Origin of the sequence: Limnohabitans sp. Rim11 (assembly GCF_001269365.1) — a bacterium.
Lineage (GTDB): Bacteria > Pseudomonadota > Gammaproteobacteria > Burkholderiales > Burkholderiaceae_C > Limnohabitans_A.
The window spans coordinates 174,209-194,392 of the sequence record NZ_CXOM01000001.1; the positions used below are offsets into that span (position 1 = coordinate 174,209).

At 50.7% G+C, this 20,184-nt stretch carries 19 protein-coding genes and 1 pseudogene; 9 read left to right on the plus strand and 11 right to left on the minus strand.

Annotated features, from left to right (window positions below; all coding sequences use genetic code 11):
• Position 1: 1 nt before the first annotated feature.
• The 3 genes from AMM03_RS00860 to AMM03_RS00870 are packed head-to-tail and all read right to left on the minus strand — an operon-like array spanning position 2 to position 2,564.
• Complete coding sequence (locus AMM03_RS00860; RefSeq protein ID WP_090128595.1) at positions 2–976, minus strand: CobD/CbiB family protein; 975 nt, start codon at positions 974–976, stop codon at positions 2–4.
• Between the two features lie 7 nt (positions 977–983).
• Entirely contained in the window at positions 984–1,703 is a 720-nt protein-coding gene (locus AMM03_RS00865; protein WP_090128596.1) for a CoA pyrophosphatase, read from the minus strand.
• A 30-nt stretch (positions 1,704–1,733) separates the two neighbouring features.
• A complete protein-coding gene (locus AMM03_RS00870; RefSeq protein ID WP_090128597.1) occupies positions 1,734–2,564 on the minus strand; it encodes a symmetrical bis(5'-nucleosyl)-tetraphosphatase in 831 nt (276 codons plus the stop codon).
• A gap of 111 nt (positions 2,565–2,675) precedes the next feature.
• On the opposite strand from AMM03_RS00870, the gene AMM03_RS00875 reads away from it, so the two are divergent.
• The 3 genes from AMM03_RS00875 (at position 2,676) to uppS (ending at position 5,195) form a co-directional block, all read left to right on the plus strand.
• Positions 2,676–3,962, plus strand: coding sequence for a hemolysin family protein (locus AMM03_RS00875; protein ID WP_090128598.1), 1,287 nt, complete (start codon positions 2,676–2,678; stop codon positions 3,960–3,962).
• Positions 3,963–4,074: 112 nt separating this feature from the next.
• Positions 4,075–4,383: an H-NS histone family protein gene (locus AMM03_RS00880; protein WP_090128599.1), complete on the plus strand. Its 309-nt coding sequence runs from the start codon at positions 4,075–4,077 to the stop codon at positions 4,381–4,383.
• 83 nt (positions 4,384–4,466) lie between these two features.
• Positions 4,467–5,195 carry a polyprenyl diphosphate synthase gene (gene uppS, locus AMM03_RS00885; protein WP_255349616.1) on the plus strand — a complete coding sequence of 243 codons (729 nt, stop codon included), beginning with the start codon at positions 4,467–4,469 and terminating at the stop codon, positions 5,193–5,195.
• Here the strand turns inward: uppS and AMM03_RS00890 are convergent.
• Positions 5,192–6,448: a DEAD/DEAH box helicase gene (locus AMM03_RS00890; RefSeq protein WP_090128601.1), complete on the minus strand. Its 1,257-nt coding sequence runs from the start codon at positions 6,446–6,448 to the stop codon at positions 5,192–5,194. The genes uppS and AMM03_RS00890 overlap by 4 nt on opposite strands.
• 62 nt (positions 6,449–6,510) lie before the next feature.
• On the opposite strand from AMM03_RS00890, the gene rfbA reads away from it, so the two are divergent.
• On the plus strand, positions 6,511–7,389 hold the full coding sequence (gene rfbA, locus AMM03_RS00895; protein WP_090128602.1) for a glucose-1-phosphate thymidylyltransferase RfbA: 879 nt from the start codon (positions 6,511–6,513) through the stop codon (positions 7,387–7,389).
• Positions 7,389–7,946, plus strand: coding sequence for a dTDP-4-dehydrorhamnose 3,5-epimerase (gene rfbC / locus AMM03_RS00900; protein ID WP_090128603.1), 558 nt, complete (start codon positions 7,389–7,391; stop codon positions 7,944–7,946). The genes rfbA and rfbC overlap by 1 nt, the downstream gene beginning before the upstream one ends.
• 12 nt (positions 7,947–7,958) lie before the next feature.
• On the opposite strand, the gene AMM03_RS00905 is transcribed toward rfbC, so the two are convergent.
• A complete protein-coding gene (locus AMM03_RS00905) occupies positions 7,959–8,963 on the minus strand; it encodes an adenosine kinase (RefSeq protein ID WP_090128604.1) in 1,005 nt (334 codons plus the stop codon).
• A 159-nt stretch (positions 8,964–9,122) separates the two neighbouring features.
• Here AMM03_RS00905 and AMM03_RS00910 point away from each other — a divergent pair, with 159 nt between their 5' ends.
• The gene (locus AMM03_RS00910) at positions 9,123–10,037 is read left to right on the plus strand and encodes a hypothetical protein (protein ID WP_090128605.1); all 915 of its coding nucleotides are present in this window, start codon (positions 9,123–9,125) and stop codon (positions 10,035–10,037) included.
• Between the two features lie 63 nt (positions 10,038–10,100).
• Here the strand turns inward: AMM03_RS00910 and AMM03_RS14215 are convergent, their stop codons facing one another.
• From AMM03_RS14215 to AMM03_RS00935, 6 genes and pseudogenes are all read right to left on the minus strand, one after another.
• Positions 10,101–10,463, minus strand: coding sequence for a hypothetical protein (locus AMM03_RS14215; RefSeq protein WP_228764521.1), 363 nt, complete (start codon positions 10,461–10,463; stop codon positions 10,101–10,103).
• A 98-nt stretch (positions 10,464–10,561) separates the two neighbouring features.
• A pseudogene (locus AMM03_RS14355) lies at positions 10,562–10,681 on the minus strand (lipocalin family protein); the annotation flags it as partial.
• A 98-nt stretch (positions 10,682–10,779) separates the two neighbouring features.
• A complete protein-coding gene (locus tag AMM03_RS00925; RefSeq protein ID WP_090128607.1) occupies positions 10,780–11,787 on the minus strand; it encodes a class 1 fructose-bisphosphatase in 1,008 nt (335 codons plus the stop codon).
• 15 nt (positions 11,788–11,802) lie between these two features.
• Positions 11,803–14,484, minus strand: coding sequence for an aminopeptidase N (gene pepN, locus AMM03_RS00930; protein WP_090128608.1), 2,682 nt, complete (start codon positions 14,482–14,484; stop codon positions 11,803–11,805).
• A gap of 51 nt (positions 14,485–14,535) precedes the next feature.
• Positions 14,536–15,640, minus strand: a protein-coding gene (prfB, locus tag AMM03_RS14075) for a peptide chain release factor 2 (protein ID WP_194942706.1) whose coding sequence is annotated in 2 segments (ribosomal slippage) — positions 14,536–15,558 and positions 15,560–15,640 — 1,104 coding nt in all. Because the reading frame shifts where the segments join, the coding sequence is not laid out codon by codon here.
• A 67-nt stretch (positions 15,641–15,707) separates the two neighbouring features.
• Complete coding sequence (locus tag AMM03_RS00935) at positions 15,708–16,622, minus strand: alpha/beta fold hydrolase (RefSeq protein WP_090128609.1); 915 nt, start codon at positions 16,620–16,622, stop codon at positions 15,708–15,710.
• A 26-nt stretch (positions 16,623–16,648) separates the two neighbouring features.
• Here AMM03_RS00935 and AMM03_RS00940 point away from each other — a divergent pair, with 26 nt between their 5' ends.
• Genes AMM03_RS00940 through plsY form a run of 3 tightly spaced genes read left to right on the plus strand, consistent with a single transcriptional unit; the run spans position 16,649 to position 20,154 of the window.
• Positions 16,649–18,388: an acyl-CoA synthetase gene (locus AMM03_RS00940; RefSeq protein WP_090128610.1), complete on the plus strand. Its 1,740-nt coding sequence runs from the start codon at positions 16,649–16,651 to the stop codon at positions 18,386–18,388.
• 33 nt (positions 18,389–18,421) lie between these two features.
• Positions 18,422–19,483 carry an aldo/keto reductase gene (locus AMM03_RS00945; protein ID WP_090128611.1) on the plus strand — a complete coding sequence of 354 codons (1,062 nt, stop codon included), beginning with the start codon at positions 18,422–18,424 and terminating at the stop codon, positions 19,481–19,483.
• 17 nt (positions 19,484–19,500) lie between these two features.
• Entirely contained in the window at positions 19,501–20,154 is a 654-nt protein-coding gene (gene plsY, locus AMM03_RS00950; RefSeq protein WP_228764522.1) for a glycerol-3-phosphate 1-O-acyltransferase PlsY, read from the plus strand.
• The last annotated feature ends 30 nt before the right edge of the window (positions 20,155–20,184 follow it).

Sequence of the window (20,184 nt, forward strand, 5' to 3'; positions counted from 1 at the left end):
ATTAGCCCAACAAATTGGCCAGGGACAAAAGGGCCACAAGCACCAACCACATCACAACCGTTCGCCACACCAGGCCGACGACTTGCGCAAAATGTGCAATTTCTGGAGGCCGTCCAGGTGTGCTGCTGCTGCCAGGCATATCGGGCTGAAGCGATGCACCACCCAGCTGAACATTGATAGCACCTGCAGTTGCTGCCAAGATAACGCCGTCGTTGTCATCAGGAAATTTTTCAGCATGATGGCGCCAGCCATCCATGGCGTCTTCGAAGCTTCCCATGATGGCAAATCCCATGGCGGTGGCTCGAGCGGGCATCCAGTCTATGGCGTGCCATGTTTCTTGGGCGCGGTGTCTTAGTGATTCACTGACCAGCGCAGGCGCCGAAGAATCAGGGGATTGCCGAAGTGCTGAATTGTCAATGGATGAAGCCCAGTAACGTTTTGCAAATTCGGAGACTCGATAGACCACGGCACCCACGGGCCCTAGACCAATAACAGACAGCAGCGCGTAGCTGAAGAAGACTCCGAAAACATGACGGTGTGCCGACAAGATGGAGTGCTCAATGACGTGACGAACAATTTCGTTGCGAGGCAAATCATTGACTTCGACTTGTTGCCATTCCGCCAATAGTTTTCGAGCCAATGCCTCGTCACCATCGTTAAGCGCATCTCGAATGCCTGTGAAGTGATGGCTAAATTGGCGGAACCCTAGCGTGATGTAGAGCAAGGCCACATTCCATGCGACTGCAAAAAGCCAGCCCACTGTGAAGGCCAACAGCCAATGAATGAGAACAGCCAAACCTGCCGGAACACCCACAAGCAGCCCCCAGGCCAGCCAAGCCTGTGATGCGGTGCCGCCGTCGACATGTGAAGCCACCCAATCGGCCCAACGACGCAACCACTGATGCAAAAAGTGGCTCGGACTCATGGGCCGAGCTTGCTCAATGACCAGTGCCAAAAATATCGAGAAAAAGCTCATGCCAACATCATAAAGAATTTGCAGCCAATAAGAAACGATAAAAATTGCGAATCATTCCCGCCGTTGCACCCCATATGAAACGCTCTTTGGTCGAGCCTTTCAAACTTGGGTGTCTGTCTAAGTAAGGCATTGAATACCATTGCCGCACCACACCATCGCGTTCAAATTCATGAAGCCGGTGATTTTTTGGGTTCATTAGAAAACTCAATGGCACCTCAAAAACATCAGCCACTTCATAGGGGTTGGGAGCCATACTGAAATCTGGTGAGACCAAGCCGACCACAGGCGTGATGTGAAAAGCTGTCCCTGTGATGTAGTTGGGTAGGTTTCCAAGAACCTGAACATATTGAGGCAAAAGCCCCACCTCTTCTTGCGCCTCCCTCAGTGCAGCGTGCTCTATGGAAGCGTCTTCGGCATCGACTTTGCCTCCCGGAAATGCAATTTGTCCCGCGTGCGAGGAGAGGTGCTGTGTTCGTTGAGTTAACAGGACATGTGGGTCCTGGCCGTCTGATCCGCGCAATACGATAGGGACAAGGACAGCGGCGGCGGCTGGTGCTTTCTGACCTATTTGTGGTTCACGTTTTAATTCGGGTGTCCACTCGGGGGGATTTTGAAAGACCCAGCGCAGCCGTTCAGCCCTTAAGTCCTCGGCCTTGATGTGTGGCCAGTGGCCAGGTTGAAGTGTCCATGGCACTTCGCGAGGATCAAATCCCAAACTGTGTTTCATTGTGCTTGTTTAGAAATCTGTGAAGAATTCTCAAAAGGGTTTTTGGTAGCTTGGACATTTGATTTCAATGCGAGCAGGGGTGTTTATGGCTTGATCTCTCTGGAGTGCAGTTAGGCAGCCACCCCAAACACAGCCTGTATCTAGCGCCCAAATGTCTGTACGGTCGACTGCACCTAAGGTGGACCAATGTCCGAATGCGATGGTGATGTCTGCTGTTTTTCGATGGGGTACTTCAAACCATGGCAAATAGCCTTCGGGAGCTTTGGCTTTGCCCTCTTTGGTTTCAAATTCCATTTGCCCCGAAGGTGTGCAAAATCGCAGTCTGGTGAACGCATTCAACGCGCAACGCCATCTGGCCATGCCTGTTAATTCGGCATGCCATTGCGAAGGCTCGTTGCCATACATTTGCATCAAAAAATCTTGCGCATCGGGGCCGCGCAAAATGTCTTGAAGTTCTTGTGCCAAACCCAGGGTTTCTTGCAATGTCCATTGCGGTAGAACACCTGCGTGCACCATCAAAACGTCTTCTTCATAAAGGGCCATTGATTGATGGCTGAGCCAATGCAACAAAGCTTCTTTGTCGACGGCCGTTAAGATTTCATTGAGCGTGTCTGATTTGCCGGGTTTTCTGGCGCCTGCATTGAGGGCCAATAAATGCAAATCATGATTGCCCAGGACGCATTGAACGCTGCTGCCCAATTTTTGGAGTCGACGCAAAACTTGCAAAGAGGCAGGGCCACGATTGACCAAGTCGCCTAAGACGTAAAGACGATCGCGGCTGGCTGAAAAACTGACTTGGTCCATGAATTGGCCCAACGGGGTGTCACAACCCTGAATGTCGCCAATCCAATAAATTGCCATTTTTTGCTGCCGTTCGTCTCAAAAGCCACATTGTCGGTGAAATGACGCTCATATTTCCCTTGGCCGCGCAGGCGTCTTTGCGGACCAGTCTGGTCTTGGCACAATGGAGGGATGGATTTTTTATTAATTGCGCTATTGACGCTTATCAACGGCATCTTTGCCATGTCTGAATTGGCCTTGGCGTCCAGCCGCAAAGCCAGGCTTGCGGCCATGGAGGAGGCGGGCGACAAAGGTGCCGCCATGGCACTTAAACTCTTGGAAAACCCGACCCAGTTTTTGTCGACTGTTCAAGTTGGCATTACCTCCATCGGGGTCCTGAATGGCATCGTCGGCGAAGCCGCGTTCAGTGGTGATGTGGCCGCATGGTTGCGAGGTTTTGGCCTTTCAGAAAACGCGTCGTCCCTTTCTGCCACTGCGCTGGTGGTGACGATCATTACCTTCACCACCATTATTTTTGGTGAGCTGGTACCCAAACGCATTGGTCAGTTGTATCCAGAGCCTGTTGCACGACTTGTGGCTAGGCCCATGGCCTGGTTGGCAGGAATTGCAAAGCCCTTCGTCAGTCTGCTGTCTCTCTCAACGCATGCGGTTTTGAAACTGTTGCGAATTGACAATAGTGGCAACCGGGCGGTTACAGAAGAGGAAATTACCGCCAGCTTGGAAGAAGGCGTCGATGCAGGATTGATCGAAGCACACGAACACCAGATGGTGCGCAATGTGTTTCACCTTGACGATCGACCTCTGACTTCACTGATGGTGCCGAGGCTGGACATTCAATGGTTTGACAGTGACTTAAGCGTGGCGCAATGTTTGGCGCAAGTAGGGCTGAATCAGGGCGCCCAAGGGCATTCTTGGTATCCCGTTTGCCGGGGCAGTCTTGAAGATGTGATGGGGGTTGTCAGTGTGGCCAGATTGGTTTCCCTTGAATCGCAAAACGACACCGTCGATGCCTATGCCATCGCAGCTACTTTTGTGCCTGAAACCCTCAGTGGCATGTCATTGCTAGAGCAGTTTCGGGGTAAATCAGGCCGTATGGTGTTTGTGGTGGATGAGTACGGGGTGGTTCAAGGCCTAGTGACACCACGTGACTTATTGGAAGCTATAACGGGCGAGCTGTACCCTCAACAAGTTAAAGATGCTTGGGCAACGCACCAAACGGACGGGTCTTGGCTGTTGGACGGCTTAATGCCTATCAATGAATTAAAAGCTCGACTCGACCTCAAACAACTGGAGGGCGAAGACAGGGGATTGTTCAACACTTTGGGTGGATTTATTTTTGCTGAATTAGGTTATCTTCCCAATGCTGGTGATATTTTGATCAGTGAGGATTGGCATTTTGAGGTTATTTCTTTAGAAGGAAAAAGAATAGATAAAGTAATTGCAAGATTTTGTAGGTAAATGATTTTTTATAAATTCAATAATTAATAGATAATATATTTTGACATTAAAATTTAGATATTCTTCGGAATCTTGTATTATTCGAAACCTTATTATTTTTTAGAGAAATACCATGACTAACTCATACAAAGAATTATTGAAACAACGTGAAGCCTTAGAGCAAGCCATTGCAACGGCGCGCAATAAAGAACTTTCAGAGGCAATACAAAAAGCCAAAGAATTGGTGGCTGAATTTGGTTTAACTGTTCAAGATGTTTTTCCAGCTGGCCGTGGTGCAAGCAAATCGGCGGGAAAAACTTCTTCTGGCAACAAAGTTGCAGCAAAATACCGTGATCCAGCAACAGGTCAAACTTGGACGGGGCGTGGCAAAGCGCCAAAATGGATTGATGGACAAGACCGCACAAAGTTTCTTATTAGTTAATCTACCCGTTAGGTAATGTCTAATTAAAGGCCGCTAAATGCGGCCTTTTTCACGGCGATTCAGGTTGTAGAATCTCTTTCTCTATTGATAAGAGTTTTACATTGACATTGAATACTCTTCCAAAACACGTTGGCATCATCATGGACGGAAATCGTCGATGGGCCAAAAAACGCCTGTTGCCTACTACATTGGGTCATGCATCGGGTGCAAAGCGTGTCCGTGCCATTGTTGAAACGTGCATCCGATCCAATGTTTCTCATCTCAGCTTGTTTGCTTTCAGTACTGAAAACTGGCGCCGTCCCGAAGAAGAAGTGTCCGTTTTGATGGGTCTTTTTGCAAATTATTTGCAAAATGAAGTGAATGAGATGGAGGCCAACGGCGTGCGTTTGCAAGTTGTCGGTGACAAAAGTAAATTCAGTGCAGAACTTCAAGAGTTGATCCGCAAAGCTGAATTGCAAACCCAGCACAATCAAAAAATCACCTTGCGTGTCGCTGCCAATTACGGGGGGCGTTGGGACATGGTGCAGGCTGCAAAGGCATGGCAATCTGCCCACCCACAAGAACCCATCTCTTCTTTGACAGAAGAAGGACTGGCGGCTTACTTGAGTACGTCAGATGCGCCCGAAATGGACTTGCTGATTCGCACGGGTGGCGAGTCTCGCATTAGCAACTTCATGCTTTGGCAAGCTGCCTATGCTGAGATGTTTTTCATTGAGACCCTGTGGCCAGATTTCACTACCAAGCAATTCTGTGAAGCGCTGGAATGGTTCTCCAAACGCGACAGGCGATTTGGTTCGGCGGCACCTTTTTAAGCTTGGTTGGCGCTGGCTGCCAATTGTCTCAGTTTGTCTTTCTTGCTAGGGCGTTTGCCTTTGATGCCGCCATTTCCTTGGATTAACTCTGGCACTTCGTCAGTCGCTTCAAAGCCAGGCAAAGACTCGCAGACCAATTTGACCTGCTGTCTTTTTTCAATCAAATTCCAATGCTGAAGTGTTTCAGGGCAAACAAAACTGATGGCCAGTCCGGGTTCGCCTGCGCGGCCCGTCCGGCCTATGCGATGTGTGTAATCGACAGCCGATCTAGGCAGGTCAAAATTTACCACGGTGGGCAGTTTCTCGATGTCCAGCCCGCGTGAAGCCAAATCGGTGGCCAGCACCACCTTGACGCGTTGCAGTTTGAAATCGGCCAACACCTGCTCGCGTTTGCCTTGGCTGAGCTGTCCGTGAAAGGGCTCTGCAGCAATACCTGCAACCCTCAATTTGGCCGCCACAATTTCACAGGTGTGTTGCGTCGCTGCAAAGACCAAGACTTGCTTCAGTTGATGGGTTTTGATCAGATGTTTGAGCAATTGCGTGCGTTTGCTGCTGTCTGTGTAAACGGCACGCTGTTCGATCACGGCAGGTTGCGGTGTGGCGCTTTCAATGCGAATTTGGTGAGGGTTGTGGAGCAGGCTGTGTGCAAGTGACTCGATGCTGTTGGGTCTTGTTGCCGACAAAAACAGGTTTTGACGCGTGCTGGGAAGGGCTGACAAAATTCGGTTCAACTCTTCCTGAAAACCCAGTTCTAGCAGTTTATCAGCCTCGTCTAAAACCAGCGTTTGAATGTCAGAAAGCTTGACGGCATTGTGGTCGAACAAATCGAGCAGCCGCCCTGGTGTGGCGATCAAAATGTCGGTGCCACCCCGCAGCCCCAGCATTTGTGGGTTGATGGAAACACCGCCAAACACCACAGTGACTTTGCAGACTTTACCCAGGTGAGCCGATAAGCCCATCATGGTGTGACCAACTTGAATGGCCAGCTCTCGGGTAGGCACCAGCACCAAAGTCTGAAGCCTTCTGCGGTGATAGCCTGAAGGCGGCTGAGGGTTGGACCGCGTGAGCTTTTCAATGAGCGGCAAGGCGTAGGCAACAGTTTTGCCTGAACCTGTGGGTGCCGTGACCCAAACGTCTTGCCCGGTCAATGCAACGGGTATGAATTCGCTTTGTACAGGTGTCGGTGCAGCGTATGTTTTGGGTTTAAGCGCTCGGAGCAGCTCGGGCGACAGGCCCAGATCATTAAAAGACATAGGGCTCAAGCATAAGTGCATATGGCTTGATATACCAGCAGACCGTGGCAAAATCCTTCACTATGAATACACGCAAAGGCATTATTTTGGCGGGTGGGTCTGGTACACGCTTGTATCCAGTCACTCAGGCGGTCTCAAAGCAGTTGATGCCTGTGTACGACAAGCCCATGGTCTACTACCCTTTGACCACCTTGATGCTCGCTGGCATTAAGGATGTGCTGTTGATCAGTACACCCCAAGACACCCCCCGATTTACAGAGCTTTTGGGCGATGGCAGTCAATGGGGCATGAACATTCAGTATGCAGTTCAGCCAAGTCCTGATGGCTTGGCGCAAGCTTTCATCATTGGTCGTGAATTTGTAGGCGCCAACCCCAGTGCTTTGGTCTTGGGCGACAATATTTTTTATGGGCACGATTTGGTCAAGCTCATGCAACGTGCGCACGCGCAACCCAGTGGTGCCAGCGTTTTTGCCTACCATGTTCACGATCCGGAGCGTTATGGTGTGGTGGCATTCGACGATCAAAAACGTGCTCTTAGCATTGAAGAAAAGCCTGCGCTGCCCAAAAGTAACTTTGCCGTGACAGGCCTGTATTTTTACGACTCACAGGTGTGTGACATCGCTGCCAACATCAAGCCCTCTGCAAGGGGTGAGTTAGAGATTACCGATGTGAACCGTTGGTATTTGGAACAGCAACAACTCAATGTTGAAATCATGGGCCGAGGCTATGCGTGGCTCGACACGGGCACGCACGACAGCTTGCTTGAAGCCGCCGGCTTCATTGCAACACTTCAAAAGCGCCAAGGTTTGATGGTGGCGTGCCCCGAAGAAATTGCATTTGCGCAGAACTGGATCGATGCAAATCAACTCCAAAAATTGGCATTGCCTTTGGCCAAAAACAGTTACGGCCAGTACTTGTTAAACCTCTTAAAGGCGAAGTGATGCCCTTTACCGTCACACCCACCCGTTTGCCCGAAGTACTGGTTTTGCAACCGCAAGTTTTTGGTGATTCAAGAGGGTTCTTTTTTGAAAGTTTCAACGCGCGCGACTTTGAAACTGCGACGGGTTTACAAGTTCAGTTTGTTCAAGACAATCACAGCAAATCAGCGCGTGGTGTTTTGCGCGGTTTGCATTACCAAATTGAACACGCTCAAGGCAAACTGGTGCGTGTGACGCAAGGGGAAGTCTTTGATGTCGCGGTCGACATGCGGAAAAACTCCCCAACGTTTGGCCAATGGGCCAGTTGTCATCTGAGTGCAGACAATGCCAAACAAATGTGGGTGCCGCCAGGTTTCGCGCACGGCTTCTTGGTGCTCAGTGAGTCGGCTGAGTTTTTGTACAAGACCACCGATTATTGGTATCCAAAGCACGAGCGCAGTTTGCTTTGGAATGATCCAGCGCTGGCCATTGATTGGCCCTTACCGGATGGCATTGATGCGCCCGTGTTGGCGGCCAAAGATGCAGTCGCATCACCTTTGGCACAAGCGCCAACCTATTAACAGCCTTGTCCCTTATTTGAGGGGAGGCAGTGCGTAAGCCTTGATGGCACTGAGCTGACCCAAAGTCAATCTGTTGCCATGCTGGCTGACCACTGCCGCTGCTGCATGATTGCCCAAGCTTGCAGACTGCTCAGGCGAGTAGCCACGCGTAATGGCGTACAAAAAGGCTCCCGCAAACATGTCACCTGCGCCGTTGGTGTCAATGGCTTTGACCTTCTCGGCGGCTACATGACAAGAGGCATCGGCAGTGAGAATTTCAGAGCCTTCTGGGCCGCGTGTTAAACACACCATTTTGGCCATTTTCTTGAGGGATGCTCTGATTGCGTCTAGGTCTTCTGTGCCGCACCATACCTGCGCTTCTTCTAGATTGCAAAACAAGTAATCAACGCCATCGCCCAACATGGCATCTAAGCCGCCTTTGCAAAATTGGATCATGCTGACATCGCTGAGGGTGAGGGCCAAAGCCACACCTGCTTCTTGGGCTACTCGGCGACCCTTCAAGGCGGCGGCCAAACCTGTGGGGGAGGCAGCCAAGTAGCCTTCCATGTAATAAATTTTAGATTTGGCAATGTCGTGAGGGTTAAGTGCTGCCTCATCCAATTCAGCCGATACGCCTAAAAAGGTGCACATGCTTCTTTCGGCGTCAGGGGTGACTAGGACCATGCAGCTGCCTGTTTGGCCCTCTGATGCGCGGGTGTGAGTCAGGTTGGTGTCGACGCCCTGGGCTTGCAAATCTTTGACGTAAAAGTCTCCCAAATTGTCGTGCGCTACTTTGCAAGAGTAAAAAGCCTTGCCCCCCAATTGCGCCAAAGCCACGACGGTATTGCCTGCTGAACCGCCACCCGTTTGTCGAGGCTGAACATGGTGAACATGTCCTAACAATTCTGCACGTTTGGGTGTGTCGACCAATGTCATGTGACGTTTGCTGACGCCCATGGTTTGAAGCAGGGCATCTGAAACTTCGTATTCGGAGTCGACCAAGGCGTTGCCAATGGCATAAAGATCATAGTGAGTCATGTGAATTAGCTTGGATCGATGTCAATGAAACGACAAGTTTAATGCTTTTGAATAGCCATCTCATCGGTAAAATAGACCCAGGGTTCGCAGACCCGCTACGTGAAGTCAAACCTGATGGTTTTGGCTTGCTTATTTTTATTTTATGATTCAAAGGCTGCGATGAAACGCGAATATTTTTCTGGTGCTTCAAAAGAAGCTTACCGAAACCAAAACAATGCGGGTCATGAAAGATGCATTGCCTTGGTGGATGCACGCTACCTAGTTTGGCTTGCGCAACACACGCAAACCAATTCAAAACAAGACACCGTCAATCGGCAGGGCATGGCTCAGTTTTTGGCGGAAGCGCTCTCGAATGCGGGGCTAGATTTAGACGTCCGACGAATTTATTGGTACACCGAAGAATCAGAGTCGCTGGATGTGGATGGGCAGATTGTGCGCAAAGTGCTCTCGCACGACCTTGACGGTGGCATCTCTTTGCTCAAGAGCATGGGGCAAGACCTGAGTCGATTGGCAGACAACAAAGCATGTGACCATGTACTGCTGGCCTCTGACGATGAGCGTTTGTTGACAGCCATCGACAACGTCCAGTTGACGGGATTGTCTGTGCACATCTTGGCTGACGATGCCGCTCGCAACATGGGCAAGCTTCATCAGACCGACCCTGGTTGGGGGCGTTTGTTGTCTCAAGCCGACCGGCTCATTGTGGTTCAGGCCAAAACCTTGGCTGAAATTTTGCAAGGTGCGCCAGCCAAAGAGGTCAACGCAGTCGCAGAAGACCCTGAGGTCGTTCGGCAGTCCATGACAGAGGTAATTGTTTCTTGGTGGGACGATGAGCCAGAAGACAAGCGCGAGGAATTGCGAGATGAACTTCACATTAACCGCGGAATTCCGCAAGAAGTCGATCGTCAGCTGCTGCTTCGCATGCGACACCGCTTAACCCGAGCGCTAACGCTGCAAGAGAAGAAGATGTTGCGCGAAATATTCAGAGCTGTGGCGTTTGGCAATCAAACGACTCAAGCCTCACAAGGTACTGAAACACTCGCGGCAACGCCTTTGATTGAAGAACCTATTTGAAGATCAAAGAAGTCAAAAAAATCTGCTGCAGGCTTCAATGCAGCAGATTTTTGCAAACCCGATTTATTTCTTAGGCAAGGTACCACCACTCTTAACGCATTCGTCCAGCGTCTTGAAGGGTGTGAACTTTTGGGTTTTTTCGAAGCTGGCACTGCTCTTGTCGTGGCAGATGCCGCTGTCAGATTTTTTCACGACAACCTCAGCCGCCGCATTGGCTGGCGAACGGCCACCACTTTTCAGGCATGCGTCCATGTTGGTAAATGCTTCAAACTTTTTAGTGGCGCCGTAGCTGGTGCTAGATTTGTCGTGGCAAATACCAGCGTCAGACTTTTTGACGGCAGGGTCGGCGGCCTGGGCCAACACAGTGCCGGCGCTCAGTAGCGTCAAGCAAGATGCAATCACGGTAACAGAGAAACGATTTTTCATGGGGCCTCCTAAATTGCCAGCTGTTAAATGTCACGTCTTTGCAAACAATTGCAAGTTCACATGACTTTGGGAATGCTATCGCATCTCGACATGAAAGCTCAGTTGTGAGTTGTTTTTTCGAGTCGTTTGATGTCAAAACCCATCATTGCCAAGCGTTGCGTTAAGGCTGCGTAGGCACTGGGTGACATTTGAGGGGATCGCGACAAGATCCAAAGATAGCTGCGTGAAGGATCTCATGCCGAGGTCATCAACAACATTGTGCGACACAGCTGATTGAAGTATTAGATCTGCACTTGTTGCTTTGTGAGATCAATCTTCAGTGTTCAAGGTGATAGCGCGTCACACGTTCAACCTCATTTTTAGAGCCTAGGATGACGCTGACCCGCTCATGCAGTTGCTGAGGTTTGAGGTCTAAAATTCTTTCGCGGCCGTTGGTGGCTGCACCACCAGCTTGTTCAATGAGCCAACTCATTGGGTTGGCTTCGTACATCAGGCGTAATTTGCCAGCTTTGTGAGGCTCGCGTTTGTCCCAGGGGTACATGAAGACACCACCGCGGGTCAAAATTCTGTGCACATCGGCCACCATGCTGGCAATCCAGCGCATGTTGAAGTCTTTGCCGCGCACGCCTTCTTTGCCTTGCAAGCATTCGTCAACATAGCGTTTGACGGGTGCGTCCCAGTGGCGCATGTTGCTCATGTTGATGGCAAATTCTTTGGTGTCCTCAGGCACTCGGACATTTTCTTGCGTCAGAACAAATGAGCCTTGCTCGCGGTCTAGCGTGAACATAGAGACACCATCACCCACAGTGAGAACCAAGGTGGTTTGAGGCCCATAAACGCAGTAACCTGCTGCCACTTGCTGATGACCGGGTTGCAAAAAATCTCTTTCGCTGACGGCGTCGTTGTCTTCGGTTTTCTTCAGAACGCTGAAGATGGTCCCTATGCTGACATTGACATCGATGTTGCTTGAGCCATCTAAGGGGTCAAACATCAAAAGATATTCACCTTGAGGATAGCGGTTGGGAACCAAGTGGATGGTTTCCATTTCTTCAGAGGCCATGGCCGCCAAGTGGCCGCCCCATTCATTGGCTTCGATCAAAACTTCATTGGCAATGATGTCCAATTTCTTTTGGATTTCACCTTGAACATTTTCTATGTCGGCACTGCCCAAAACACCACCCAGGGCACCTTTGTTGACCGCATGGCTGATGCTTTTACAAGCCCGTGCCACCACTTCGAGCAGCAAGCGCAATTGAGCAGGAATCTTGCCTTTGCTACGTTGCTGTTCAACCAAATAACGTGAGAGCGAAACTTTTTGTGACATGGTGATCCTCTTAATTTACTCAGCCAAGGCGCGTGAGACAACTTCTCGCACATCGTTGCTCAAGTCGGTCTTGGCGGCAACGCGCTCAATGGCTGTTTTGGCAGCTTGACGATAAGGTTCTGCCAGTTTTTTCCAACGATCCAGCGCGCGTGCAAGCCTAGCGGCAACTTGCGGATTGAAAGCGTCGAGTTCAATCACACGCTCACTCCAGAAGACGTAACCCGCAGCATCCGCGCGATGAAAGCCACCAGGATTGGCGCTGCAATAACTGAAGATCAAACTTCTGGCACGGTTGGGGTTGCGCAAGTTGAAATCAGGGTGCTGCATCAATTGACGAACGATGGGCAGGGTATTGCCGCTACGGTCGGGCGCGCTGGCCTGAAGGGCAAACCATTTGTCGATGACCAAGGCTTCGTTCTTAAACAATGCGTGAAATTGAGCCAATGCAGGCTCGGCCAATGCGTGACCACTGCCGACCAAGGCCGTCAAAGCGCCAAAGCGATCGGTCATGTTGCTGGCATCTTTGAAGGCTTGCAAAGCTTTGCCTGGCCAAACGGAGCTGCCTTCTTTTTGGGCTGCCAAACACAACATGTTCAAGGCCATGTTGGCCAGGGCGCGCTTACCGCTTGAAATGGCATCAGGTGAATAGGCGCCAAGCACACGATTTTGGGCATAGCAAGTTTGCCAATCGGCTTGCAAGGCCGTGGCCAATTGTTGGCGCATGGCTTCGCGCACGGCATGCACGATTTGCGGGTCGACCGATTCAAGTTGCTCAGAAATGTAGGTTTCGGAGGGCAGGGTCAGAACCAACTCTTTGAATGCCGAGTCAAGTTCTGGGTTGGACAAGACAGTGCGCATGGCATCCAAATAACCTTCGTCCAGAACCGAATCAGATTGCGGATCTTTAGAGGCCCGAATAAATCGCAGGGCCGATTGGACGGCCAAGCGTTGGCCCGCTTCCCAGCGATTGAACGCATCGGTGTCGTTGGCCAATATGCTGAGCCATTGCGTGTCAGTCAGATCGCAGTCTAAATTGACAGGCGCGCTGAAGTTTCGCAACAGAGAAGGTGTCGGCTCACTTTCAATGTTCTCAAACACAAAACTTTGACTTGCTTCGCTCAGGACCAAAGTTTTGTCATGACCCGCGAGGGCTTGACCGTGTTGGTTCAGAAGACCCACTTTGACCGGAATAACAAAGGGCTCTTTGTGACTTTGGTCGGGTGTGCTGGCGCACGATTGTGAAAGCGTGAGTGTGTAGCTTAGATTGCTGTGGTTGTAGACACCTTGTGCGTGAACTCTGGGCGTGCCAGCTTGGCTGTACCAGCGCTTGAACTGTGTCAACAGGTTTGCCAGCGAAGATTGGGGGTTTGCATCTGCAATGGCTTGTGCAAAGTCGTCGCAGGTGACGGCTTGGCCATCGTGACGCTCAAAATAAAGCTTCATGCCTTTGGCAAAACCTTGGCGGCCTTCTTCATCTCCAGGCGCACTGACCAAAGTCTGCATCATGCGAACCACTTCTGCACCTTTTTCATAAATGGTGACGGTGTAGAAGTTGTTGATTTCTTCGTAGGCATCTGGTCGCACGGGGTGTGCCATGGGACCTGCATCTTCGGGAAATTGCACTGTGCGCAGCACCCGAACATCTTCAATTCGTTTGACGGCACGAGCGCTTTCGATGCCTGCCATGTCTTGGCTAAATTCTTGATCGCGGAAAACAGTCAGGCCTTCTTTCAAGGAAAGTTGGAACCAATCGCGGCAAGTGATTCGGTTGCCCGTCCAATTGTGAAAGTACTCGTGGCCCACCACACTTTCAATACCCGCAAAGTCGGTGTCTGTGGCAGTCGCAGGGCTGGCCAACACATACTTCGTGTTAAAAATGTTCAGGCCTTTGTTTTCCATGGCACCCATGTTGAAGTCGCTGGTGGCCACAATCATGAAGCGCTCAAGGTCTAGCGGCAAACCAAAGCGTGCCTCGTCCCAGGCTACGCTGGCCATGAGGGAGTTCATGGCGTGTTCGGTTTTGTCCAAGTCGCCAGGGCGAACAAACACTTGCAACAAATGCTCCTTGCCTGAACGAGACACAATGCGCTGTTCACGCGCCACCAACTTGCCAGCGACCAAGGCAAACAAGTAGCAGGGTTTTTTGTGAGGGTCTTCCCATTTGGCAAAGTGACGGCCGTCGTCCAAGCTGCCTTGTTCCAGTAGATTGCCGTTTGACAAGAGAACCGGGTATTGCTGTGCATCTGCACGCAAAGTAACGGTGTAGCTGGCCATCACATCGGGACGGTCCAAGAAGTAAGTGATGCGGCGGAATCCTTCTGCTTCACATTGCGTGAAGAAAGAATCGTTGCTGACATAAAGGCCTGACAGCTGTGTGTTTTTGGAAGGATTGCAAGTGGTGAAAATTTCTAAATCGAAAGCTTCGTTGCCTTCGGGTAAATTTTCAAGCACCAGTTGGTTGCCATCCATTTTGAACGAGGTGCCGCCGCCATTGACCATGACGCGCGCCAAGTTCAACTCTTCGCCATCCAAGCGCAAAGCTTGGGCGGCAACGTCGGGGTTACGACGCACCCGCATTTTGTTCAGTACGCGTGTTTTGGAAGGGTCTAAGTCAAAGGTCAGATCGACGGTGTCGATCCAAAATGCCGGTGCTGTGTAATCAACACGGCGAATGGCTTTGGTTTGTTCTTCAAGCATCACAAAAAAATCTCCAGGGGTAGGGTGGACAAACTGGCAAGGCCAGTTGTGTCACACACCTTGTTTGAGCGAGGCTTCAATGAACGCATCCAAGTCGCCATCCAACACTTTTTGCGTGTTGGACATTTCAACGTTGGTGCGTAAATCTTTGATGCGACTTTGATCAAGCACATAGCTTCTAATTTGGTGACCCCAGCCCACATCGGTCTTGGTGTCTTCGAGTTTTTGCTGTGCTTCCATGCGCTTGCGCATTTCAAAGTCGTACAGGCGTGAGCGCAGGCGTTTCCATGCCACATCACGGTTGCTGTGTTGGCTACGGCCATCTTGGCACTGCACCACGATGCCGGTGGGAATGTGTGTCAAGCGCACGGCAGAGTCGGTCTTGTTAATGTGCTGACCGCCCGCGCCGCTGGCACGGAAGGTGTCGGTGCGAACGTCGGCGGGATTGATGTCAATCTCGATCGAGTCATCCACTTCTGGGTACACAAAAATACTGGCAAAGCTGGTGTGTCGTCCGCCTGACGAGTCGAAGGGCGATTTGCGCACCAAGCGGTGCACACCCGTTTCGGTACGGAGCAAGCCAAAAGCGTAATCGCCTTCGAACTTGAGAGTGGCACCTTTGATGCCTGCCACGTCACCGGGTGATTCATCTTCTACCGTGATTTTGAAGCCTTTACGCTCTGCGTATTTCAAGTATTGGCGCATCAACATGCTGGCCCAGTCGCAAGCTTCGGTGCCGCCTGCGCCAGCTTGAATGTCGACAAAGGCATTGCAAGAGTCAGCTTCGTTGTTGAACATGCGGCGGAACTCGAGCTGCTCCACAATGGCGGACAACTTGTTGGCTTCAACTTCGATGGTGAGCAAGCCGGCTTCATCGCCTTCCTCTTTGCTCATGTCAAACAACTCGCTGTTGTCTGAGAGTTCAGAGGTGAGGGTGTTCAGTGTGACCACCACACCGTCCAGGGTTTTTTTCTCTTTGCCCAATTCTTGGGCTTTTTTGGGGTCGTTCCAGACCGTGGGATCTTCGAGCGATGCGTTAACGGTTCTTAGGCGTTCTGATTTGGCATCGTAGTCAAAGATACCTCCGTAAATCTTCGGTGCGGGCGGCCAAGTCAGCCAATTTCGCGCCAATTTGATTGATGTGTTCTGCTTCCATGAGAGGGGGTATCCGAATCTATTAAAGATGGGATTTTCTCATGCCTTCGACAGAAATCTGTCAAAAATCAGGCTAAAAAGTCCTCTAAATGCATAGCCAAGTGCTCAGCCTGGTCATGGTGCAGCATGTGGCCGGCGTCTTGAATCGTGACGGTTTGAAGATTCTCAACCACTTTCATGCGTTCATGAAACTCATCTAAAGTGAATTTGCCTTTCCACCAGTCAGTCAGTGAATTGTCGGATGCGACAACAACCAAGGTGGGGGCAGTGATGCGTTTGTAGGTTTCTAGGACCTCATCGACCCTGTAAAGGTAGGGGTTGATAATTTTATGAGCGGCATCGCCCAGGATTTGCCATTGGCCTTCTGCGTCGGGTTTTGCCCATTGGGTGGCCAACCAATCGGCCTTATCCTGAGACAAACGTTTGTTTGTCTTCATCAGTCTTTTGGCCACACTGGCAGCATCGGGGTAGGGTTTTAAATCTAACGCACCTGTTTTGAAAGTTTGAAGTTCATCAAGCCACTGACCGATGCGTCCTGGCGCTTGTGCCGGCCGGGTCACCGCCATTCCAAAACCTTCCAAATTAACCAAACGCCGGATGCGTTCAGATCGAACACCGGCGTACATCATGACCACATTGCCGCCCATGCTGTGGCCGACCAAATCAATGCTTTGGCCAGGACAAACTTGATTCAAAAGTTCGTCTAAATCGCCAAGATAGTCCAGCATCCAATAGCTGTCTGTCGCTGAGCCTTTGGTTAAACCGTAGCCTCGCCAGTCGGCAGCCAAAATCCGTCGTTTCTCAAAAAACTCAGGACTGAAAGAGTCCACCATAAACTGCCAAGAGGCAGCTACGTCCATCCAGCCGTGTGCCAACACCAAGGGGGGGAGGGTCGATTGGGGGTTGCCCCATTCACGGACATGGTACTGGTGCCCTCGCAAAGTGACGAAATGGCTAGTAGAGTGACGTTTAACTTGGTACATACTTGGACATCATAAGGAGACAAGGAATGCGTGTCAGTCACCCGAACGACGCTTACGAGTCGGTACATGGCCAATTCGCTTGGCAAGTACCCCATCAATTCAATATTGCAGAGGCATGTTGTGGCCGATGGGCTCGGTCGACTTCTCATCAAAAACAGACCGCCATTGTGACGCACCTGAGTGCTCATGTGCCCGCTCAATCTCGGTCATTCTTGGACTTGCAACAGGCGGCCGATATTTTGAGCCTTCAATTGCAAGAAAAAGGTGTCAAAGTCGGTGACCGTGTGGCCATTGTGATGCCCCAACGATTTGAAACTGCTGTTGCCTACATGGCGGTGCTGCAAATGGGGGCGGTGGCCATGCCCTTGTCGATGTTGTTTGGCCCTGAAGCCCTGGCATTTAGAGTGCAGGACAGTGAAGCCAGCGTGGCGCTGTGTGATGAAGTCTCGGCGCCGATCTTGTTGCAATTGCAAGCGCAATGTTCCTCGCTCAAAACAGTATGGCAAGTGCCCCAACAACTAAAAAAGCCCTCTAAAACATCTAACAAACGTGAGGTTTTTAAATCTGTTGCGACCCTGGCGGAAGACCCTGCAGTTTTGATTTACACCAGTGGGACTACCGGAAATCCTAAAGGCGCCCTCATTCCACATCGCGCCCTGATTGGCAATCTGACTGGTTTTATTTGCAGTCAAAACTGGTTTGGATTTAACCCTCACCAACAACAAGCCATTCAAAAGAATGCTTTGCCCAATGGCTCCAATGCCATTTTTTGGTCTCCCGCAGATTGGGCTTGGACCGGCGGCTTGATGGATGCACTATTACCTTCCTTGTATTTTGGGCGCCCCATCGTCGCCTACAACGGTAGATTCAGTCCGGAACTTGCCTTCGAAATTTTGGACCAGCACCAAATTACGCACAGTTTTTTGTTTCCGACAGCCTTGAAGGCCATGATGAAAGCGGCGCCACATCCGAAACAAACATACCGCTTGGTCTTGCAGGGTTTGATGAGTGCCGGAGAAGCGGTTGGCGATGCTGTATTTGCTTATTGCCGCGATGAGTTGGGCATTGTTGTGAATGAAATGTTTGGCCAAACTGAAATCAATTATGTGGTGGGCAATTGCCACATTTTTTGGCCGCCCAAACCTGGAAGCATGGGGCGGGGTTATCCGGGGCATTGGGTTGCCGTCATCGATGAACACGGCCATGTATGTAAAGCGGGTGAGCCAGGCGAAGTTGCGGTCAGTCGATACGACCGACATGGCCATCCTGATCCAGTGTTCTTTTTGGGCTACTGGAAAAATGACAAGGCCACAGAAGCCAAGTTCACCCAACATTGGTGTCGAACGGGTGATGTGGCTATTCAAGATGAAGACGGGTACCTTTGGTATCAAGGTAGAACTGACGACATGTTCAAAGCGGCGGGCTACCGAATTGGCCCAGGCGAGATTGAGAATTGCCTTGTCAAACACCCTGCGGTTGTCAATGCGGCTGTGGTGCCCAAACCCGATGCAGACAGAGGGGCCGTCGTTAAAGCTTATGTGGTTTTGTCCCCGGATTTTCTCAGCCTTCGTGCGCAGAGCCAAAACGTGCCATTGTTTGAGCAAAAAGTGATTGAAGATTTACAACGACACGTCCGCGGATTGCTGGCGCCTTATGAGTATCCCAAAGAGATTGAGTTCATCGATCAGCTTCCCATGACCACTACTGGTAAAGTACAGCGAAGATTCTTGCGCTTGGAAGAAGAACGTCGCGCAAAGATGACTTAAGTGCTGTCAATTCATTCATTTAATTGAGTCACCATGAAAAAAATTAACTTAGGAACTTCCGACCTGAATGTGACCCCCATTTGTTTGGGGACCATGACTTTTGGCGAGCAAGTTAACGAGAGCGTGTCGCACCAAATTTTGGATCGCTCTTTGGCCTTGGACATCAACTTCATTGACACCGCCGAAATGTATTCCGTGCCAGCCCGAGCTGAAACTTGTGGCGCCACTGAAACCATCATTGGCAATTGGTTGTCCACTCGTCCAGGTGCAAGACAGAAGCTTGTCTTGGCTACCAAAGTGGCCGGCCCATCCCGAGGGATGCCTTGGGTTCGAGAGGGTTCAGGCATGACGGCGCAAGATATTTTGAATTCTTGCGATGCCAGTTTGAAGCGTCTCAAAACGGACGTCATTGATTTGTACCAAATTCATTGGCCAGAGCGTCATGTGCCTGCGTTTGGCGCCATGTACTTTGACCCCGCCAAGGACAAAATCGAAACATCAATTCATGATCAATTGCTGGCCATGGAAAAATTGGTGAAAGCTGGCAAAGTGAGATACATTGGTCTGTCTAACGAAACACCTTACGGTACGCATGAATTTGTTCGTTTGGCCGAGCAACTTGGTCTGCCCCGCGTTGTCAGTGTTCAAAATCCGTATTGCCTTACCAATCGAACATTTGACAATGCAATGGATGAAACATGTCATCGCTTGAACGTTGGCTTGCTGGCTTACTCGCCCTTGGGATTTGGAGCGCTCACCGGTAAATATGACAAGTCAGGTTTTGAGGGGCAAGGCGCACCGACCGACGCGCGCATTGGTAAATTTGAATCTGTTAGAAAGCAGCGGTGGGGGCGTGAAAGTGCTTTGGCCGCAACTCGTCTCTACAGTCAATTGGCCAGGGACAATGGTATGACACCGACCCAAATGGCCTTGGCTTTTTGTTATACACGTTGGTGTGTAGCGAGTACCATCATTGGCGTTACATCCGTTGCTCAACTCGAAGAAAATATCAATGCTTACGGAACGAGTTTGTCTGCTGACGTGTTGGCTGAAATTGATGCCATTCGCTTGGTTCACCGCGATCCTGCAACTTGATTTATTGAGAAGCGTCGATGCTTGATAACCTAAATAATGCCTTGATGCAGCCTGCCGTGGTGGTGTTGCTTTCCTATTTGTTAGGCTCTCTGAGTTTTGCGGTCATTGTCAGCAAATTCATGGGACTGTCTGACCCGCGCTCTTATGGCAGCAAAAATCCTGGTGCCACCAATGTGCTTCGATCCGGCAACAAACTGGCGGCCATTTTGACGCTCCTCTTTGATGCCCTTAAAGGGTGGGCGCCAGTTTTTTGGGTCGTCCACTATGGCTCGGTGTGGGGCTTTGCAGATGGCACGGCTGCCTTGGCAGGATTGGCTGCGTTCCTTGGACATCTCTACCCTGTGTTTTTTAGATTTCAGGGTGGCAAAGGTGTTGCAACTGCCTTGGGTGTGCTGATGGGTGTCAATCCCATTTTAGGTTTGGCCATTGCCATCACCTGGTTAGCCATTGCCTGGTTCTTCCGTTATTCCTCGCTGGCAGCATTAATGGCAGCTGTTTTGGCGCCTGTGTATTACGCCATGGCGGGTGATATTGTGTGGTCCTTCCAAGGCCCTGTCTTGGGCTTGCTTTGCGTGATGGGTGTTCTTTTGATCTGGCGTCACCGCGACAATGTGAATCGGTTGCTAGCCGGCACAGAGTCTAAATTGGGTGTCAAGAAACAAGCTTCTTAATGGCTTGTCATTCGCCCAACGAGGTCAAAA

Excerpts from the sequence above, each read along its gene's own strand:
- AMM03_RS14215 (WP_228764521.1), bottom strand. The coding sequence starts at position 10,463 with ATGAAAAATCGTTTCTCTGTTACCGTGATTGCATCTTGCTTGACGCTA.
- AMM03_RS00865 (WP_090128596.1), bottom strand. The coding sequence starts at position 1,703 with ATGAAACACAGTTTGGGATTTGATCCTCGCGAAGTGCCATGGACACTT.
- rfbA (WP_090128602.1), top strand. The coding sequence starts at position 6,511 with ATGAATACACGCAAAGGCATTATTTTGGCGGGTGGGTCTGGTACACGC.
- AMM03_RS00890 (WP_090128601.1), bottom strand. The coding sequence starts at position 6,448 with ATGTCTTTTAATGATCTGGGCCTGTCGCCCGAGCTGCTCCGAGCGCTT.
- AMM03_RS00870 (WP_090128597.1), bottom strand. The coding sequence starts at position 2,564 with ATGGCAATTTATTGGATTGGCGACATTCAGGGTTGTGACACCCCGTTG.
- AMM03_RS00880 (WP_090128599.1), top strand. The coding sequence starts at position 4,075 with ATGACTAACTCATACAAAGAATTATTGAAACAACGTGAAGCCTTAGAG.
- AMM03_RS00945 (WP_090128611.1), top strand. The coding sequence starts at position 18,422 with ATGAAAAAAATTAACTTAGGAACTTCCGACCTGAATGTGACCCCCATT.
- AMM03_RS00935 (WP_090128609.1), bottom strand. The coding sequence starts at position 16,622 with ATGTACCAAGTTAAACGTCACTCTACTAGCCATTTCGTCACTTTGCGA.
- AMM03_RS00940 (WP_090128610.1), top strand. The coding sequence starts at position 16,649 with ATGCGTGTCAGTCACCCGAACGACGCTTACGAGTCGGTACATGGCCAA.
- AMM03_RS00925 (WP_090128607.1), bottom strand. The coding sequence starts at position 11,787 with ATGTCACAAAAAGTTTCGCTCTCACGTTATTTGGTTGAACAGCAACGT.
- AMM03_RS00875 (WP_090128598.1), top strand. The coding sequence starts at position 2,676 with ATGGATTTTTTATTAATTGCGCTATTGACGCTTATCAACGGCATCTTT.
- rfbC (WP_090128603.1), top strand. The coding sequence starts at position 7,389 with ATGCCCTTTACCGTCACACCCACCCGTTTGCCCGAAGTACTGGTTTTG.
- plsY (WP_228764522.1), top strand. The coding sequence starts at position 19,501 with ATGCTTGATAACCTAAATAATGCCTTGATGCAGCCTGCCGTGGTGGTG.
- AMM03_RS00860 (WP_090128595.1), bottom strand. The coding sequence starts at position 976 with ATGAGCTTTTTCTCGATATTTTTGGCACTGGTCATTGAGCAAGCTCGG.
- AMM03_RS00910 (WP_090128605.1), top strand. The coding sequence starts at position 9,123 with ATGAAACGCGAATATTTTTCTGGTGCTTCAAAAGAAGCTTACCGAAAC.
- pepN (WP_090128608.1), bottom strand. The coding sequence starts at position 14,484 with ATGCTTGAAGAACAAACCAAAGCCATTCGCCGTGTTGATTACACAGCA.
- AMM03_RS00905 (WP_090128604.1), bottom strand. The coding sequence starts at position 8,963 with ATGACTCACTATGATCTTTATGCCATTGGCAACGCCTTGGTCGACTCC.